Below are 15,770 nucleotides of genomic sequence, written 5' to 3'. Positions count from 1 at the left end.
CGACGGCGATCGTGTGACACGGTACTGTCCCGCATTGCGAGCGAACGCACCCCCTTTGTGTATCGGGTGCCGTAGGGTGCGTATGGAGACGGTCTACGAACTGCTCGCCGACCTCCCGGCGAGCGCGACGCTCCGTGCACCGCCGGCGTCGCTCCCCGCCCGCGAGGTCCGCGCGACGTCGTACAAGGTCGGGAACTACCTCCGATCGCGCGGCGTCCACCGTGGCTCCGCGGTCGGCGTCGCCGACGACCCGGACCCGAAGGCGGTTTTCGCCTTCCTCGGATCGACCCTCCTCGCCGCGCCCGTCACGTTCGACCCGCCCCGATCGTTCGACGGTCGGGCGGTGATCGCCCCCACCCCGACGCTCGATACCTACGACCTCGGGCCGGGCGGCCAGCGCGTCGGCTACGGCGAGCGCCCCGAGAACCCCGCGGACGGCCACTTCGAGGGCGGTGTCTGGAGCGAGAATCCCGCCTTCCCGCCGGTCTCGTTCGACGGTGACGCACCCGCGCTCCGCGACGCGGACGGCCCGAGCCAAGGGGCCCTGCTCTCACGCGCCGCCGACGCCGCCGCGACGCTCGACGAGAGCGACGTCGTCGCCGTCCGCGCGCCGTTCGCCCGTGACGCGACCGTCGTCGGCGTCTTAGGCGCGCTCCGCGCCGGCTCGACGGTCCTCCTGCCCGACGACGGGGAGACCGGTGACGTCGCTCTCGTCGCCGACGACGCGTCCGCACCCGAGGACCGCGTACTTCCGGGTTAGTCCCCGATCGCGGCCATCGCGTCCAAGAGCCGATCGACGTCGTCGGCGGTGTTGAAGGCGTGGAAGGAGGCCCGCACCGTACCCGTGGGGAGCGCGCGGACGACGACGTCGCGCTTCCGGAGGCGCTCGACGAGCGCTTCTGGACGGTCGCTCTCGAAGGCGACGAGGCCGGACTCGTACTCGCGCGGGCCGACGAGTCGGTCGTCCGCGAGGCCGTCCTTGAAGCGGTCGGTGAGCGCCTCGATCCGCGATCGGATCGCGTCGAGGCCCACCGCCTCGACGACGTCGAGCGCCTCGATCAGGCCGGCGTGCGGACCCGACGAGACCGTCCCGACTTCGAGGCGCCGCGCGCCCGCGTGGAACTCGTACTCCGCCCCCTCCGGGTCGCGGACGCTCCGGTAGCCCACGTGGAGGGGGTCGAGGCGCTCGGCGGCGTCGGGATCGACGTACAGGAAGCCCGCGCCCCATGGTCCGCAGAGCCACTTGTGGCCCGCGGCGGCGACGTACTCCGCGCCCCACGACTCGACCGGCATCGGCGCCTGCCCGGGCACCTGAACGGCGTCGACGAGCACCTCCGCGCCAGCGTCGTGCGCCTCCGCGACGAGACCAGAGACGGGGAGGCGCGTGCCGTGCGTCCACGTCAGCGCGGAGAGACAGACGAGACGGGCGTCCGCGACGGCCTCGCTGTAGGCGTCGCGGTCGATCCGGCCCTCGGTGGTGGGGACGACGCGCGTCGTCACGCCACGGGCGTCGCGGAGGCGGCGCCACGGGAGGACGCCCGCCGCGTGCTCGACGTCCGTTCGGACGACGACGTCGCCGGCCTCCCAGTCGAGCGCGGTGGCGATCCGGTTCACGCCGTCCGTCGTGGACTGCGTGAGCGCGACGGACGCGGGCTCGGTGTCGAGGAACGCGGCGAGACGCTCACGGGCGTCGTCGAACAGCGCGGCCGCCGAGGCGTAGGGGTTCTCGGTGGCGTGCGCCTCGTACTCGTGGCGCTCGATCGCGGCCCGTTCGGCGTCGACGACCCGACGCGGCGACGGCCCGCTCGCCCCGGTGTTCAGATACGTGACGCCGTCGAGTGCGGGGATGTCGGCGCGGAGCGCGTCCGGATCCATACGCACACTCCGCCGCCGCGGGACAGAAACCTTGGGGGTTACTCGGCGAGGCGCTCGCGGAGCGGCGCCGCGACGGCGTCGGGCGCGGTGTCGAACCACCGCGCCTCGACGATCTCGTCGCTCGGGTCGAGCTCGATCTCGGTGCCGAGCGGTTCGCCCTCGAAGTGGACCCAGAGGCCGCTCGTGCCCTCGCCGCCGTCGACGAGCGCGAACGTCTGACGGCGCGCGTGGAACGCGCCCGTGAGCGCACATTCGACGTCCACCTGCTCGGCGACGTGGCGTTTCGCGGTCTGTTCGTGGTTCTCGTGGCGAGCGAGGCTTCCGCCGGGGAGGTCCCAGACGTCGGGGTTCTCGCGGTAGCGGACCAAGAGCGTCCGCCCGTCGCGTTCGAGCAACGCGCGCGCACCGCCGAGCCGCCCCTCGCTCGCGCTCGCCATGCACTCCACGAGCGCCCGGCGCGGCACGGTGGTGCGATCCTCGACGACGGGGAACCCTCCGTACGCACCTCGCAGCTGTTCGATGGTCTCACCGACAGCCGCGCTCCCCTGTCGCGACATACCGCTCCGTAGCGGGTTCGTCGGCAAAAGCTGTTGGGGTCGCGTCTCCAAACGTCCGATTATGCAGTTGACAATGAGCATCCGTGATGTACCCGATTATCCCTGATGGACGGACGGTCCGGAGACTACCCATTGAGGCCGTATTCGGTCATCTCACGCCTTGATTGTCGCTTCAGAAGCCTTTTGCTTGCCCGCTTTGAACCGTCGGATACATGCACGACGACCTGAACTGGGCCATCGGCGGCGAAGCCGGCGATGGAATCGACTCGACCGGGAAGGTGTTCGCGCAGGCACTCTCTCGCGCCGGTCGTCACGTCTTCACCTCGAAGGACTTCGCGTCCCGAATCCGGGGTGGCTACACCGCCTACAAGGTCCGTACCTCGGTTGAGAAGGTACAGAGCGTCGTTGATCGCCTCGACATCCTGATCGCGCTCACGGAGCGCACCGTCGAGGAGAACATGGACGAACTCCACGACGACTCCGTCATCATCTACGACGGCGAACGCACGGAGTTCAGCGACTTCGAGGTCCCCGACGGGATGGTGGGCCTCGACATCCCGCTGAAGTCGCTCGCCGAGGACGCGGGCGGCGCGCTCATGCGCAACGTCGTCGCGCTCGGCGCCGTCTGTGAGGTCGCCGCGTTCCCGATCGAGAACCTCGACGAGTCGCTGCGTAAGCGCTTCGGCTCGAAGGGCGAGAAGATCGTCGAGAACAACAAGGAGGCCGCGCGCCTCGGCGCCGACTACGTCGACGAGCACTACGCCGACGACGTCGGCGCGCTCGACTACGAGCTCGAGACGACGGACAACGACTACGTCCTCCTGAACGGCGACGAGGCCATCGGGATGGGCGCCATCGCCGCCGGCTGTCGGTTCTACGCCGGCTATCCGATCACGCCTGCGACGGACGTCATGACGTACCTCACGGGCCGCATCGACGAGTTCGGCGGGCACGTCGTCCAGGCGGAGGACGAACTCTCCGCGATCAACATGGCGCTCGGCGCCGCGCGCGCCGGCGCCCGCTCGATGACCGCCACGAGCGGTCCGGGAATCGACCTGATGAGCGAGACGTTCGGCCTCGTCGCCACCTCCGAGACACCGCTCGTCATCGCGGACGTCATGCGCTCTGGCCCCTCCACGGGGATGCCGACGAAGCAGGAGCAGGGCGACCTGAACATGCTCCTCTACGGCGGCCACGGCGAGATCCCGCGCTTCGTCGTCGCGCCCACGACGGTCGCGGACTGCTTCCACAAGACCGTCGAGGCGTTCAACCTCGCGGAGAAGTACCAGACGCCGGTCTACATCGCCTCCGACCTCGCCATGGCCGTCACCGAGGAGACGTTCGCCCCCGAGGAGTTCGACATGGACGACGTCGAGATCGACCGCGGGAAGGTCGTCGACGAGTCCGAGATCTCCGCGTGGCAAAACGAGAAAGACCAGTTCAAACCCCACGCCGTCACAGAGGACGGCGTCAGCCCGCGCGCCTTCCCCGGCACGGAAGGTGGCGTCCACATGAGCACGGGGCTCGAACACGACGAGCTCGGTCGCCGGACCGAGGACACCGACGAGCGCATCGAGCAGGTCGATAAGCGCTCGCGGAAGGTCGAGACGGCGAAGGAGCAGGAGGACTTCAGCCCCGTCGAGTACGGCGACCCGGACGCGGACACCCTCGTCGTCTCGTGGGGGTCCAACGAGGGCGCGCTCGTCGAAGCCCTCGACTTCCTCGACGAGGACGGCGTGAACGTCCGCGTCCTCTCCGTCCCCTACATCTTCCCGCGTCCCGACCTCAGCGACGCCGTCGAGAGCGCGGAGACGACCGTCGTCGTCGAGTGTAACGCTACCGGCCAGTTCGCCGACGTCATCGAGAAGGACGTCCTCGAACGCGTCGATCGCATCAACAAGTACAACGGCGTCCGCTTCAACGCGGACGAACTCGCCGCCGACATCAAGGAGGTCATCGCATGAGCTCAGACGTTCGATTCACCGACTTCAAAACCGACAAACAGCCGACGTGGTGTCCCGGATGCGGTGACTTCGGCACCATGAACGGCATCATGAAGGGACTCGCCGAGACCGGCAACTCGCCCGACGATACGTTCGTCGTCGCCGGCATCGGCTGCAGCGGCAAGATCGGCACGTACCTGCGCTCCTACGCCCTCCACGGCGTCCACGGGCGCGCGCTGCCGGTTGGCACGGGGGTGAAGATCGCCAACCCCGACATCGAGGTCGTCGTCGCGGGCGGCGACGGTGACGGCTACTCCATCGGTGCCGGACACTTCATCCACGCCGTCCGCCGGAACATCGACATCACGTACGTCGTGATGGACAACCGCATCTACGGGCTCACGAAGGGGCAGGCCTCGCCGACGTCTCGGCCGGACTTCGAGACGGCGACGACGCCCGAGGGCCCCAAACAGCCTCCGGTCAACCCCCTCGCGCTCGCGCTCTCCGCCGGGGGAAGCTTCATCGCCCAGTCGTTCTCCTCGAACGCCCTGCGCCACCAGGAGATCGTCCAGAAGGCCATCGAGCACGACGGCTTCTCCATCGTCAACACCTTCAGCCCGTGCGTGACCTTCAACGACGTCGACACCTACGACTACTTCCGCGACTCCATCGTCGACCTCGACGAGGAGGATCACGACCCGACCGACCGCGAGGCCGCGAAGGAGAAGATCCTCGACAGCGAGAAGGAGTACATCGGCGTGCTCTGGGAGGACGAGGACGCCGTCGACTACAACACCGCCCACGGCGTCGAGGGCAACATGGCGGACATCGACGAGTCCGGCGCCCCCGAGGGCGCGACCGACCTCGTTCGGGAGTTCTACTAGGACCTTTTACTCTGTGCGCGGCTTCGCCGCGCTCGGTAAACGCTCCACCAAAAGCGCAGCGCGCTCCCGTCGCGGCCCGAAGGACCGCGGTGTCTGCGGGCGACCCGTGAGTCGCCCGCAGGCCAGAGGGACGGCGAAGCCGTCCCTCGTTGGTCGCGCTCGCGCCTCGCCCTCCGGGCGAGTGAACCCCCTCGTTCGGGCTTTTCAAGCCACTCGCTCGGCGAACGCTAGCGTACGTGGTTTGCGTAGTCTCTCCGTGTCGTAAACGGGCCGTTCGATCTACCCGCGACCTTTTCCTGCGCTCGCCTACGGCTCACTGGCAAAAGCTCGGCCAAAATGTCCGTCAGACCCCCCTCTGGGGGTCTTTGGACCTCGCGGCTTCGCCGCGAGTGAACCACGTCGCTCGGGTCCTGACGGACCGCTCGCTCGCGGACGCTAGCCTGCGTAGATCGTCCGGTCTATGCGCGTATGTGGCGGAGGAATGATATGGGCGTGAAGTGACTAACTAATCATGAATAATAAGGATGTCGTCGGGTTCCTCAAAGAGTGGCAGACTGGTGCGTTCCTCGTCATTGGTTCCACAACCGCTGGTTTCGTATCCGGGAATTTCGTCGGGTCACTTGGGTCTGGCACTCTCGGTTTAGTCGGGTTTATCGCCGGTTCAGTCCTCGCATTTCTATCGATCTCGTACCTGCTATATGGTTGGTAAGTCGATCTCGGTGGCTGAGAGGTTGTACGTCTCTATCTAATACCGGCGGTCGCGGCGCGGTCTAGCGTACTCGCCCGAAGGGCGGGTTTCCGGAGCGGCAAAGCCGCTCAGGTCACGCTCGTTCGCGGTGCGAACTCGCGAAGCCACCGAGCGACTTCGTCGCTCGGCCTTTTTCACCCATGTTTTTGCGGGGACGGGTGTGGTTCGAGAGAGCGAAGCTCTCTCGTCATCACGAAAGGCGCGTAGCGCCTTTCGAACGACGCGGAGCGCACCCGACCCGGAAAAAGATGGGTTAGTAGACGGAGACGTCCAACTCGACGTCGCGGCGTCGGCCTTCGAGGTCGGCGACGACGCGCTCGACGACGCGACGGCCCTCTTCGACGACGAGCTCGGAGGCCTTCTCGATCACCCAGTCGAGCGAGGCGAACAGCGGGAGGTCGAGGACGCCCTCGGCGGACCCGGGATCGTAGGTGACGACGAAGCGAACGCGACAGGCGTCGGAACTGTCATCACCGACATCGTCCGCTCCGTCGCCGCCATCCTCGACCGCGTCGGCGGTGTCGTCGTCGCCTTCCTCGATCGGGTCGACGAGCCACTGCCCGGAGGCGTCGAGGTCGCGCGTCACGCGCCAGTCGATGCGCGTCGGGCGCTCCGCGCCTGTGACGCGCGTGTGAGCGGTGTAATCGAGCTTCCACCACGCGAAGGTGAGTCGGTACTCGGTCCCGGGCCCGCCGTCGCCGTGAGCGCGGACGGACTCGAGGTGTTTCGAGTACGCCGCGTACCCCGGGAAGTCGAGGAGGAAGTCGTAGACTTCCTCCGGCGGCGCGCGGACGGTCGTCGCGACCTCGACGGTCTTCACACGACGACGTGGACGCGCGGGCGGCATAAGTGGTGGCGTCGGCGTTCCGGAACCGTTGTGGTGCGGGCGATCCGAGACGGGAGTATGAGCCATCCAGAGGACGCACCGAGCGTGATCGTCGTCGGCGGTGGCGTCGCCGGTCTGAACGCCGCGCTCTACACCGCACGCGCGGGCTTCGAGACGACCGTAGTGAACGCCGGGGAGTCCATCCTCCGGCGCAACGGCCACTTGGAAAACGTCCCCGGGTTCCCGGGCGGCGTGAACCCCCGGACGTTCCTCGACCTCCTCGACGAGCAGGTCGCGGACGCCGGTGCGGCGCGCGTCACCGGCGAGGTGACGACGCTCGACGAACTCGACGGGCAGTTCGTCGCCGAGACCGACGAGGCGGTCTACGAGGGCGATTACGCGATCGCCGCGACGAAGTCCAACCCGGGCTACCTCGACGCCTTCGACCTCGCGCTCGACCGGCAGGGATCGAAGACGTACGTCGACGTCGACGAGCGCGGTCGGACAGGCGTCGACGGGCTCTACGTCGCGGGGCGGCTCGCGGCCGAACCCCACCAGACGACGGTCGTCGCCGGCCACGGCGCGAAGGTCGGCCTGACGGTCGTCGAGGACTCCGAGGTACCGTACTACCACGACTGGGTCGCCCCGGAGGGCTACTTCACCGGCCGGGGGCGCGAGGTGCCGCCGGGTGTCGAGGAGATCGACGAGGCCGAGCGCGAGGCACGCGAACGCGATTCGATGGAGCGGATGCGTGCGGCGTTCGCCGAGCGCCACCCGGACGAACCGACGATGCATCCGAGCGTCGCCGACGACGAGTGACGAGGGGCGCGCGGGCGTCGCCGACGACTGGGGGCATCGTCGACGGCTGAACCCGGTGTGTCGTCTGCGCCGTCGTGCGTCGTCGCCGCCCGACACGGCGGCGCGCGGCCGGACGACCGCGAGTCGGTGTCCGAGACCGACGCGGGCCTTATCGTCGTGGGACCCGAGAGACCGACTATGCCCGGTCGCGAGCGCGGGGTCTCGGCGGTCGTCGGTGTCGTGTTGCTGCTCGCCGTCGCGGTGCTGCTGGCGGTCACGGTCGGGACGCTGGCGCTCGGGCTCGGCGAGCAGACGCAACCGACCGCGCCGACGACATCGGTGTCGTACGAACTCGTCGACCGTGGCGACGGGAGCGGCGAGCAGTTGATCGCCATCACCAAGCGGTCGGGCGAGCCCGTGAAGACGGATTACCCCTACGTCGGCGGGTCGACACCGCTCGACATCGGGGCGGGTCCGGAGTCGGATCGCCCGACCGCGGACTCGGACAGCAAGGCGAGCGGCTTGGAGGCGTTCACCGAGTCCTACATGGGCGCGCCGCCACAGGTCGGCATCGGCGACGCGTGGGAGGCCGGAGAAACCGTCTACGTCGATCCCGTGGGAGAGGCGAGCGGGACGGACGTGACGCTCTACTGGAACACCCGCGACGTCGCCGGGAACAACCCCGGCGAGGTCGAGGGATCGGACTCCTACGACATCGGATCGTTCACCGCGTGAGCGGCGCTCGAATCACGACCAGAGCGAACGGGCGTCGATGGTGTCACCGGAGCAAGCGTTTTATTCGTACACGATAACACCCAGTGTGATCAGGAGTTCCACGAATCGGGAGCGAGGCGCGTCGTCGGTCATCGGGGTCATACTGCTCGTCGGAATCGTCATCGTGCTCATCGGCGCGATCACGCCGTTCGTGATGAACCTCGCCGGGGAGACGCAGGCGAAGGCGCCGACGGTGTCGGTCGACCACCGGATCACGAACGCGAGCGGCGGGACGGACTACACCACCGACGGAGACAACTTGATCGCGGTCACGCTCGAATCCGGCGGGCCGATCCAGACCGACCAACTGTATCTGACGTCGTCGAAGGCGGTCGACATCGGGTCGGCGACAGGTGCGGATGGCACGAATGCAGCGGACGACATCAACGCCGACGACGAGGATACGCCAAAGCGCGAGCGGTTCGCCGAAGGGAACGACCAGACCGGCATCGGCGACACGTGGGAGGCCGGCGAGACGGTGTACCTCGATCCGGACGGGAGCGCGACCGACACGTCCGTCTCGATCTACTGGACGTCGAAGCCCGTGAAGGCACAGGACGAGGGCGAGATCAGTCCCGGCGACTCCTACGAGATCGCGTCGTTCACGACGTAATCACCGTCGCCGATCGCCGCGAAGGCGGACGCTTTTACTGGCGGGGACGCGGAAGGGGAGCCATGTTGGAGGGTGTGAACGTCGCGCTCGGGGTCTCCGGGAGCATCGCGGCGGTGAAGGTCGTCGAACTCGCCCACGAACTCCGGCGACGCGGGGCGTCCGTCCGCGCCGTGATGACGGACGGTGCCCGGGGGATCGTCCACCCGTGGGCCGTGGAGTTCGCCACCGAGCACGACGTCACGACGGAGCTCACGGGCGCGGTCGAGCACGTCGAGCTCTGCGGCCGCGAGGGGTGGGCGGACGTCTACTTGATCGCGCCCGCGACGGCGAACACCGTCGGGAAGATCGCGGCGGCGATCGACGACACCCCGGTCACGACGACGGCGACGACGGCCCTCGGGGCGGACGTCCCCGTAGTTCTCGCGCCCGCGATGCACGAACCGATGTACGACCACCCGGGCGTCTTGGAGAGCTTAGAGCGCGTCGAATCCTGGGGCGTCGACGTCGTCGACCCGCGCATCGAGGAGGGGAAGGCGAAACTGGCGGGCCTCGACGCCATCTGCCTCGACGTCGCCCGCGCCGCGGGGGAGCGCCCCCTCGCCGGCGAGGACGTGGTCGTCACGTCGGGGGCGACGAGCGAGCGCATCGACCCCGTGCGCGTGCTGACGAACCGCGCTTCCGGGCGGACCGGTCGCGCCGTCGCCCGCGCGTGCTACGTCCGGGGTGCCGACGTCACGCTCGTCCACGACGGCGACGACGTCCCGTACGCCGACGTCCGGCGCGTCGAGTCCGCCGCGGAGATGCTCGCCGCCGTCCTCGACGCCTGCGAGGACGCGTCCGCGCTGCTCTCCGTCGCGGCCATCTCCGACTACACCGTCGAGCCGGCCGACGAGAAGATCCGCAGCGGCGGCGACCTCACGCTCGATCTGGAGGCGACGCCGAAGCTCCTCGACACCGTCCGCGAGGAGTACCCGGCGCTCACGCTCGTCGGGTTCAAAGCCGAGACGAGCGGCGACGACGAGGCGATGGTCCGCGAGGCCCGACGCATCATGGAGCGTGCCGGCCTCGCCTTTGTCGTCGCCAACGACGCGCGCGTCATGGGCGGCGACGAGACGCGTGCGCTCGTCGTCCGCGCGGACGGCTACGCGGAGTACGCGGGCCCGAAAAGCGGACTGGGTCTGCGTGTCGCCGACGAGCTCGTCGGCGACCTCTGAGGCGTTGTAGGTCCCCGCAGCCGACCGGGGCCGGCGTTATTCCCCCGGGCTGTAGTTCGGCGCCTCGTCCGTGATCATGACGTCGTGAGCGTGGCCCTCGGTCTGGCCGGCCGAGGAGACGCGGACGAACTCGGACTCGTTTTTGAACTCGGGGATCGTCGCCGCGCCGACGTAGCCCATCCCCGACTGGATGCCGCCGACGAGCTGGTGGAGCTCGCTCGCGAGCGGCCCCTTGTAGGGCGTCGCGGCCTCGACGCCCTCGGGAACGTACTCCTCGTCCGCGTCGTCCTCCTTCAGGTATCGCTCGCCGCCGCCGGACTGCATCGCGCCGACGGAACCCATCCCGCGGTACTGCTTGTACTTCTTGCCGTTCATCGTGATGACGCGCCCCGGCGCTTCGTCCGTGCCGGCGAAGTAGGAGCCGAGCATCACCGCGTCCGCTCCCGCGGCGAAGGCCTTCGCGGCGTCGCCGGAGTACCGGATGCCGCCGTCGGCGATGACGGGAACGTCGTAGTCGGCGGCGACGTCCGCGACCTGCGAGACGGCGGTGATCTGTGGCATCCCGGCGCCGGAGACGACGCGCGTCGTGCAGATGGAACCGGGGCCGATGCCGACTTTGATGCCGTCCGCGAAGTCGACGATGTCCGCGGCGGCTTCGGCGGTGCCGACGTTGCCGACGACGACGTCTGCGTCGATCTCGGCTTTGATCTCCCGGGCGGAGTCGATGACGTTCAGGTTGTGTGCGTGCGCACAATCGATGAAGACGACGTCCGCGCCGGCCTCGTCGGCGGCCGTCGCGCGCTCGACGTCGAAGGGGCCGACGGCCACGCCGACGAGGAGGTGGCCGTCGTCGTCTCGGGCGGCCTCCTCGTGCTCGCGGCGTTCGAGGACCCCCTGCATCGTCACGAGGCCGACGAGGCGGTCGTCGTCGGCGACGATCGGGACGCGCTCGATCTTGTGCTCGTACATGAGTTCGAGGGCCTCGCGGGCGTCGACGTCCGCGCTCGCGGTGATGACCTCGTCGGTCATGGCCTCCCTGACGGTGTCCTCCTCGCCGACCTCGAGATAGGGGCGGATGTCCGTCCCGGAGATGATGCCGAGCACCGTGTCGTCGTCGTCGACGACCGGCGCACCGGAGACCCCCTCGCGCTCCATCATCGCGTCCACGGACTCGATGGTCTGCTCCGGGGCGGCGGTGACGACGTCCTCGCGGCGGATGACGAGTTCGTCCGCGCGCTTCACGCGCTCGATCTCGGCGACGAGCGCCTCGTCGTCGAGGTTCTGGTGGAGCACGCCGAGTCCGCCCTCGCGCGCCATCGCGATGGCGAGCTCGCCCTCGGTGACGGTGTCCATCGCCGCGGAGAGGACGGGTACGTTGATCGAGACGTTCCTCGAAACGCGCGTCGAGACGTCCGCCTCGTCGGGTTCGACGCGGCTCTCTGCCGGACGGAGCAGCACGTCGTCGAACGTGAGCGCTTCGGGGACGTCGAGCTTCTCGGAGAAGGTACCACTAGATCGCTCGTCGTTCGCCATGTAAATCGTGTTCGCGCGATACGCAAAAACGTTCCGTAACCCGCCGCGTCGTGCGACGAACATCGCCACGGTCGTGCATACCGACCGGGGCGACGGCACCGCGTGATCGGCACGGTCGCCGACACGAAACCGGGATGGAACGGACCAGCGTGGGTCCATCTCTCGATGACCAGAGGGGGAATCGAACGACGTCTGTGTGTGATGTGGCCAGCCGAACGGCGCGTGCGGTCACGCCCCACACAACGCTTATGTCTCTCAGTCCGGAACGTTCAGACATGGACTCCCTCAGTCCCTTCGCAGTCTGTATCGCCGGTGATCAGCCTCAGCGCTCCGGCGACTTTACAAAACTCTGCGAGACAGGGACCGTCATGGGAGCCGCGTTCTGGCGGCGACAGATGGCCCCGCGGCCGTCGTCGTACCATCCCGCCTATCGCCGTTCGGCCGGTGGTCACGGCCATCGTCCCTGAGATGAGTATCTCCGGACATCCGGTCGCCCTCCGCTTAGAACAGCGTGTCGGTGGCGCGACGCGACTCCTCGCCACCGTCATGCTGCTCCCGCTCATCGACGGGATCTTCGCCGCGCTCGTCCTCAGCGGCGCGCTCACGCAGACGACCGCCGTCGGTCCGCTCGTGATCCCGACGGGCGCGCTACAAGTGGGCCTCCTCGTCTTCGGCGGGAGCGCCACCGTCGCGGTCGTCCTCGTCGAGATGCAGGGCGACCGGCGCGAGAAGTCCCGCGCTGTCCTCACCGTCGGCGTCCCGCTCGTCGTCGGCGCCGTCGCCGTCGCCGCGCTCGCTCCGACGATCGAGAGCGTCCTCGACACGGCGGTCTTCGAGCGCTTCGCCGCGTTCGTCGTTCTCGCCATCGCCGCGAAGACGGCGAGCTCTCGCATCGGCGATTACCTCCCCAGCGCCGGCGTCGTCGTCGGGCTCGGCCTGCTGGCGAGCGTCCGGCCGACGACCACGACGCTCGCCGTCCGCGTCGAGCCGAGCGTCGTGGCCGCGGCCGCGGGAGCCGCAATCGTCGCCGTCGCCTTCGCGCTCGGCGTCGCGCTGCTCGAGCCGCACCTCCGCCACCTGCTCGACATCGACCGCTTCCGCTTCGGGAGCGCCGTCGCGCTCGGGACGCTCGCCCTCTCGCTCTTCGGCATCGTCCCCGAGGGGGCCGCGCTCCCCGTCTTCGCGCTCGCCGGGCTCCTCGCGATCGATCCCGGCCAGGCGGACGCGACGGCGACCGGGGCCGACGACCGCGCCGATACGGACGCGCCCTACGGCTACCCCGGCGAGAACGGAGAGGAGCGCGCCCCCTGGCTGTGACGGCGCGGAGCGGGTAACGGTGCGTTTACGGCGATCCCGGTCCTCGACGAGCGTATGCCAGCGAACCGCGTCGTCCAAGGACGGATGGTGACGCCGCACAGCCTCGCCGAACTCATCGAGGACGACGACGTCATGGAAGCCGAGACCATCGAGGACGCCGACCGAGAGTGCCCGGACTGCGGCGGAGACGTCGTCTCGGTCGGCTACATGCCGAGCGTCACGGAGTACGTCACCGGCTACAAGTGCCAAGAGTGCGACTGGCGCGAGACCGATCGGTAACGGATCGAAACCCATTTAGGCGAAATCGTCCTATGACGGAGTGCGTGGGGCTGTGGCCAAGCCAGGGATGGCGACTGACTCCAGAGGCCACGCGCCCGGGACGAAATTCCAGACTGGTATACCGAGCGGCGGGCTGATCACCTCGCCGCGACGACGACCCTCTGGAGTTCCGAGGCGCACCGGAGATATCAGTCGATCGGGGGTTCAAATCCCTCCGGCCCCATTCTCCGTTTAGTAATTCCGGAATCCTCCGTCTCCTTCCGGTTACTTCACGTAAACCCGACTGTCGATATCTTTCTGCCAGGGTGGTCCGCGTGAGCGAAGCCGTCGAGAACGGCACATGCGCCTCCGGCGGAGCGTCTTGTATTTACACTCAGCCGGCCGTCACGACGTCGCGCCCATAGCTTCGTTCGGTGTGATAGCGTCGACGAACGTAGCTATGGACGAAGGAGACCATCTGGGAGGTTAGGCCCGTCCGTCGTACGTCGCGTCGGCAGACGTGTTGTCACGGTTGAACGACATGATCGTGGCGCGGATGACGTCGCCCTCGTTCACGGAGTCCGGCACGTCCTCGGTGAAGACGACGAACCCCTGCACCTTGCCGACGGCGACGCGCTCGCCGGAGTGGTGGTCGGTGAATTCGGTGACGCCGAACTCGTAGGTCTCGCCGATGTCGACGGGCGGATCGCGCTCCCGGGCGGCATCGTGGGCGCGCTCGGACTCGCGGACGTCGGCACTGGCGCGTGAACGCCACCAGATGACGGTGAGGATGAAGAGCGCGACGACGGCGGCGGCGAGTAACACGGGCGGGAGCGAAGCCATATCGGCCACCTCGCGCGGCCCGTACTTATCCTCAGCGGCTCAGGCGGGGTCGTTGGTGAGGAGGAGCGCACCGAAGAGGAGTTGGAAGAGCGCGCCGACGGGGACGTGGAGGCCGGCGAAGCCGGTCGCGTAGATGGCGTAGCCGGTGGCGAGATAGCCCAGGCCGGTACAACAGAGCGCGGCACCGACGGGCCGTGCGGGCCGGTCGACGCGCGCGACGACGTCGTCCTCGCGGACGTAGAAGTAGAGGCTGAAGGCGAGGAGACAGAGGGAGGCGAGGGAAACGACGGTCCAAACGAGATAGCCGGTGTAGATGGTCGTCCCGGTCTGAAACTGGTAGGCGTTGAGCGAGAGCGCGAACGTGAGTTCGCTGGCGGGGCTCGTCAGGTCGGCGAGTCGCCGGAGTTGGAAGAAGGGCCAGCGGACGAAGAAGAGTGAGACGCCGGGGCCGGGGAGCGTGGCGTACGCGACTTCCCACGGGAGGAGGGTGCTGACCCAGACGAAGACGACGGCGAGCGGATTTTCGTACTCGGGGGCGGTCCAGCGTGGCATCGTACCCGGCTATCCGAGACGGGGGCTTAAGCGTGTCCGCCGACGCGCGCGGATCGGCGGGGGCGGACGGTCCGTCAGGCTTTATTGCGCGCGCTCGAAGTGGCGACATGGATCGACTGAAGCGCTCGTTACTCGACGCGCCGATCATCGAGAAGGACGGCTATCACTACTTCGTCCACCCGATCAGCGACGGCGTGCCGATGCTGGAGCCCGAGCTCCTCCGCGAGATCACGATCCGCCTTATCCGGAAGGCGGACCTCGACGACGTGGACAAGATCGTAACGCCGGCGGCGATGGGCATCCACATCTCGACGGCGCTCTCCCTGATGACGGACATCCCGCTCGTCGTCATCCGCAAGCGCGAGTACGGCCTCGACGACGAGGTGTCGCTCACCCAGCAGACGGGCTACTCCGAGTCCGAGATGTACATCAACGACGTGCAGGAGGGCGACCGAGTCGTCGTCCTCGACGACGTGCTCTCGACGGGCGGGACGCTACGCGCGATCACGGATGCCCTCGAACACGTCGGCGCGGACGTCGCGGACGTCCTCGCGGTCATCAAGAAGGCGGGGCCGAACGACCTCGACGGGACGGACGTCGACGTGAAGACGTTGATCAACGTCGACGTCGTCGACGGCGAGGTCGTCATCACGGACGAGCACGGCGACGGATAGCGACGAGCGCGCTCTCATTCGGGAGCGGCGTTGCGGTGAGAGGAGGGGGTTGACGTGTGCGGCGCGCCAACGACCGCTCGAATGCCGCCGCTCCCGGACTCGTTCCTGTTCCTCGGCTTACTCTCACTCCCGGAGTCGGTCCGCGGGCCGCTGTGCGCGTTCGCGGCGCTCGTCGGCGTCGTCGCGCTCGTGTGTGGGTACGCGCTCGCCGGGTTCGGCGCGGCGCTCGCCGCCGGCGTCACCGCCTACGGAACGGTCCCGCTCCGGGTGAGCCTCCCGATCGTCGCCCTCGGGTGTGCCCTTCTCACGATGGCGTACGGCTGTTGGCGGCTGTTTCGGCGTCTCCTCGAATAGCGGAGAG

General features: G+C 68.4%; 18 protein-coding genes and 1 tRNA gene. 13 read left to right on the top strand and 6 right to left on the bottom strand.

From position 1 onward, the window contains the following. Positions 1–82: 82 nt before the first annotated feature. Positions 83–760, top strand: coding sequence for an acyl-CoA synthetase family protein (locus tag J2754_RS12715; protein ID WP_211087640.1), 678 nt, complete (start codon positions 83–85; stop codon positions 758–760). On the opposite strand, the gene J2754_RS12710 is transcribed toward J2754_RS12715, so the two are convergent. Together J2754_RS12710 and J2754_RS12705 are read right to left on the bottom strand one after the other, a co-directional pair. Beyond that, positions 757–1,875: an aminotransferase class V-fold PLP-dependent enzyme gene (locus J2754_RS12710; protein WP_211087639.1), complete on the bottom strand. Its 1,119-nt coding sequence runs from the start codon at positions 1,873–1,875 to the stop codon at positions 757–759. The two genes, J2754_RS12715 and J2754_RS12710, sit on opposite strands and share 4 nt — an antisense overlap. A 38-nt stretch (positions 1,876–1,913) precedes the next feature. After that, positions 1,914–2,432 (bottom strand): NUDIX hydrolase, encoded by a 519-nt coding sequence (locus J2754_RS12705; protein WP_211087638.1) that lies wholly within the window; start codon positions 2,430–2,432, stop codon positions 1,914–1,916. A gap of 212 nt (positions 2,433–2,644) precedes the next feature. Here J2754_RS12705 and J2754_RS12700 point away from each other — a divergent pair, with 212 nt between their 5' ends. The 3 genes from J2754_RS12700 (at position 2,645) to J2754_RS16850 (ending at position 5,968) form a co-directional block, all read left to right on the top strand. Beyond that, positions 2,645–4,396: a 2-oxoacid:acceptor oxidoreductase subunit alpha gene (locus tag J2754_RS12700; protein ID WP_211087637.1), complete on the top strand. Its 1,752-nt coding sequence runs from the start codon at positions 2,645–2,647 to the stop codon at positions 4,394–4,396. Then, positions 4,393–5,259, top strand: a complete 867-nt coding sequence (locus J2754_RS12695; RefSeq protein ID WP_211087636.1) for a 2-oxoacid:ferredoxin oxidoreductase subunit beta — start codon at positions 4,393–4,395, stop codon at positions 5,257–5,259. Before J2754_RS12700 ends, J2754_RS12695 begins: the two co-directional genes overlap by 4 nt. 511 nt (positions 5,260–5,770) lie before the next feature. Next, on the top strand, positions 5,771–5,968 hold the full coding sequence (locus J2754_RS16850) for a DUF8144 family membrane protein (protein WP_483420147.1): 198 nt from the start codon (positions 5,771–5,773) through the stop codon (positions 5,966–5,968). A gap of 292 nt (positions 5,969–6,260) precedes the next feature. Here J2754_RS16850 and J2754_RS12690 read toward each other — a convergent pair whose 3' ends face one another. Beyond that, positions 6,261–6,827: a type II toxin-antitoxin system RatA family toxin gene (locus J2754_RS12690; RefSeq protein ID WP_211087635.1), complete on the bottom strand. Its 567-nt coding sequence runs from the start codon at positions 6,825–6,827 to the stop codon at positions 6,261–6,263. An 84-nt stretch (positions 6,828–6,911) separates the two neighbouring features. On the opposite strand from J2754_RS12690, the gene J2754_RS12685 reads away from it, so the two are divergent. The 4 genes from J2754_RS12685 to coaBC all read left to right on the top strand — a co-directional run bounded on the left by J2754_RS12685 (position 6,912) and on the right by coaBC (position 10,232). After that, a complete protein-coding gene (locus J2754_RS12685; RefSeq protein ID WP_188878530.1) occupies positions 6,912–7,652 on the top strand; it encodes an FAD-dependent oxidoreductase in 741 nt (246 codons plus the stop codon). Between the two features lie 177 nt (positions 7,653–7,829). Further along, entirely contained in the window at positions 7,830–8,366 is a 537-nt protein-coding gene (locus J2754_RS12680; protein WP_211087634.1) for a type IV pilin domain-containing protein, read from the top strand. 85 nt (positions 8,367–8,451) lie between these two features. Further along, positions 8,452–9,018 (top strand): type IV pilin domain-containing protein, encoded by a 567-nt coding sequence (locus tag J2754_RS12675; RefSeq protein ID WP_211087633.1) that lies wholly within the window; start codon positions 8,452–8,454, stop codon positions 9,016–9,018. A gap of 62 nt (positions 9,019–9,080) precedes the next feature. After that, the gene (coaBC, locus tag J2754_RS12670) at positions 9,081–10,232 is read left to right on the top strand and encodes a bifunctional phosphopantothenoylcysteine decarboxylase/phosphopantothenate--cysteine ligase CoaBC (protein WP_211087632.1); all 1,152 of its coding nucleotides are present in this window, start codon (positions 9,081–9,083) and stop codon (positions 10,230–10,232) included. 36 nt (positions 10,233–10,268) lie between these two features. Here coaBC and guaB read toward each other — a convergent pair whose 3' ends face one another. Further along, the gene (gene guaB, locus J2754_RS12665) at positions 10,269–11,765 is read right to left on the bottom strand and encodes an IMP dehydrogenase (RefSeq protein WP_211087631.1); all 1,497 of its coding nucleotides are present in this window, start codon (positions 11,763–11,765) and stop codon (positions 10,269–10,271) included. 468 nt (positions 11,766–12,233) lie between these two features. Here guaB and J2754_RS12660 point away from each other — a divergent pair, with 468 nt between their 5' ends. The 3 genes from J2754_RS12660 to J2754_RS12650 all read left to right on the top strand — a co-directional run bounded on the left by J2754_RS12660 (position 12,234) and on the right by J2754_RS12650 (position 13,584). Continuing rightward, entirely contained in the window at positions 12,234–13,082 is an 849-nt protein-coding gene (locus J2754_RS12660) for a DUF5794 domain-containing protein (RefSeq protein ID WP_211087630.1), read from the top strand. A gap of 54 nt (positions 13,083–13,136) precedes the next feature. Then, a complete protein-coding gene (locus J2754_RS12655; RefSeq protein WP_188878538.1) occupies positions 13,137–13,361 on the top strand; it encodes a DUF5795 family protein in 225 nt (74 codons plus the stop codon). Positions 13,362–13,407: 46 nt separating this feature from the next. Further along, a tRNA-Trp gene (locus J2754_RS12650) sits at positions 13,408–13,584 on the top strand. 242 nt (positions 13,585–13,826) lie between these two features. On the opposite strand, the gene J2754_RS12645 is transcribed toward J2754_RS12650, so the two are convergent. Next, positions 13,827–14,183, bottom strand: a complete 357-nt coding sequence (locus J2754_RS12645) for a hypothetical protein (protein ID WP_188878569.1) — start codon at positions 14,181–14,183, stop codon at positions 13,827–13,829. Positions 14,184–14,222: 39 nt separating this feature from the next. Continuing rightward, positions 14,223–14,735: a DUF7549 family protein gene (locus J2754_RS12640; RefSeq protein WP_211087629.1), complete on the bottom strand. Its 513-nt coding sequence runs from the start codon at positions 14,733–14,735 to the stop codon at positions 14,223–14,225. A 107-nt stretch (positions 14,736–14,842) separates the two neighbouring features. On the opposite strand from J2754_RS12640, the gene hpt reads away from it, so the two are divergent. Next, positions 14,843–15,409 (top strand): hypoxanthine/guanine phosphoribosyltransferase, encoded by a 567-nt coding sequence (hpt, locus tag J2754_RS12635; protein ID WP_188878571.1) that lies wholly within the window; start codon positions 14,843–14,845, stop codon positions 15,407–15,409. A gap of 81 nt (positions 15,410–15,490) precedes the next feature. Further along, the gene (locus tag J2754_RS12630; RefSeq protein WP_188878573.1) at positions 15,491–15,763 is read left to right on the top strand and encodes a hypothetical protein; all 273 of its coding nucleotides are present in this window, start codon (positions 15,491–15,493) and stop codon (positions 15,761–15,763) included. The last annotated feature ends 7 nt before the right edge of the window (positions 15,764–15,770 follow it).

Source organism: Halarchaeum nitratireducens, assembly GCF_017874695.1.
Lineage (GTDB): Archaea > Halobacteriota > Halobacteria > Halobacteriales > Halobacteriaceae > Halarchaeum > Halarchaeum nitratireducens.
Note: the sequence above shows the minus strand (reverse complement) of the source record. Positions and strands in the feature narration are given on the sequence as shown.

Excerpts from the sequence above, each read along its gene's own strand:
- J2754_RS12630 (WP_188878573.1), top strand. The coding sequence starts at position 15,491 with ATGCCGCCGCTCCCGGACTCGTTCCTGTTCCTCGGCTTACTCTCACTC.
- coaBC (WP_211087632.1), top strand. The coding sequence starts at position 9,081 with ATGTTGGAGGGTGTGAACGTCGCGCTCGGGGTCTCCGGGAGCATCGCG.
- guaB (WP_211087631.1), bottom strand. The coding sequence starts at position 11,765 with ATGGCGAACGACGAGCGATCTAGTGGTACCTTCTCCGAGAAGCTCGAC.
- hpt (WP_188878571.1), top strand. The coding sequence starts at position 14,843 with ATGGATCGACTGAAGCGCTCGTTACTCGACGCGCCGATCATCGAGAAG.
- J2754_RS12680 (WP_211087634.1), top strand. The coding sequence starts at position 7,830 with ATGCCCGGTCGCGAGCGCGGGGTCTCGGCGGTCGTCGGTGTCGTGTTG.
- J2754_RS12640 (WP_211087629.1), bottom strand. The coding sequence starts at position 14,735 with ATGCCACGCTGGACCGCCCCCGAGTACGAAAATCCGCTCGCCGTCGTC.
- J2754_RS12695 (WP_211087636.1), top strand. The coding sequence starts at position 4,393 with ATGAGCTCAGACGTTCGATTCACCGACTTCAAAACCGACAAACAGCCG.
- J2754_RS12715 (WP_211087640.1), top strand. The coding sequence starts at position 83 with ATGGAGACGGTCTACGAACTGCTCGCCGACCTCCCGGCGAGCGCGACG.
- J2754_RS12710 (WP_211087639.1), bottom strand. The coding sequence starts at position 1,875 with ATGGATCCGGACGCGCTCCGCGCCGACATCCCCGCACTCGACGGCGTC.
- J2754_RS12660 (WP_211087630.1), top strand. The coding sequence starts at position 12,234 with ATGAGTATCTCCGGACATCCGGTCGCCCTCCGCTTAGAACAGCGTGTC.
- J2754_RS12655 (WP_188878538.1), top strand. The coding sequence starts at position 13,137 with ATGCCAGCGAACCGCGTCGTCCAAGGACGGATGGTGACGCCGCACAGC.
- J2754_RS12700 (WP_211087637.1), top strand. The coding sequence starts at position 2,645 with ATGCACGACGACCTGAACTGGGCCATCGGCGGCGAAGCCGGCGATGGA.
- J2754_RS12685 (WP_188878530.1), top strand. The coding sequence starts at position 6,912 with ATGAGCCATCCAGAGGACGCACCGAGCGTGATCGTCGTCGGCGGTGGC.
- J2754_RS12705 (WP_211087638.1), bottom strand. The coding sequence starts at position 2,432 with ATGTCGCGACAGGGGAGCGCGGCTGTCGGTGAGACCATCGAACAGCTG.
- J2754_RS16850 (WP_483420147.1), top strand. The coding sequence starts at position 5,771 with ATGAATAATAAGGATGTCGTCGGGTTCCTCAAAGAGTGGCAGACTGGT.
- J2754_RS12645 (WP_188878569.1), bottom strand. The coding sequence starts at position 14,183 with ATGGCTTCGCTCCCGCCCGTGTTACTCGCCGCCGCCGTCGTCGCGCTC.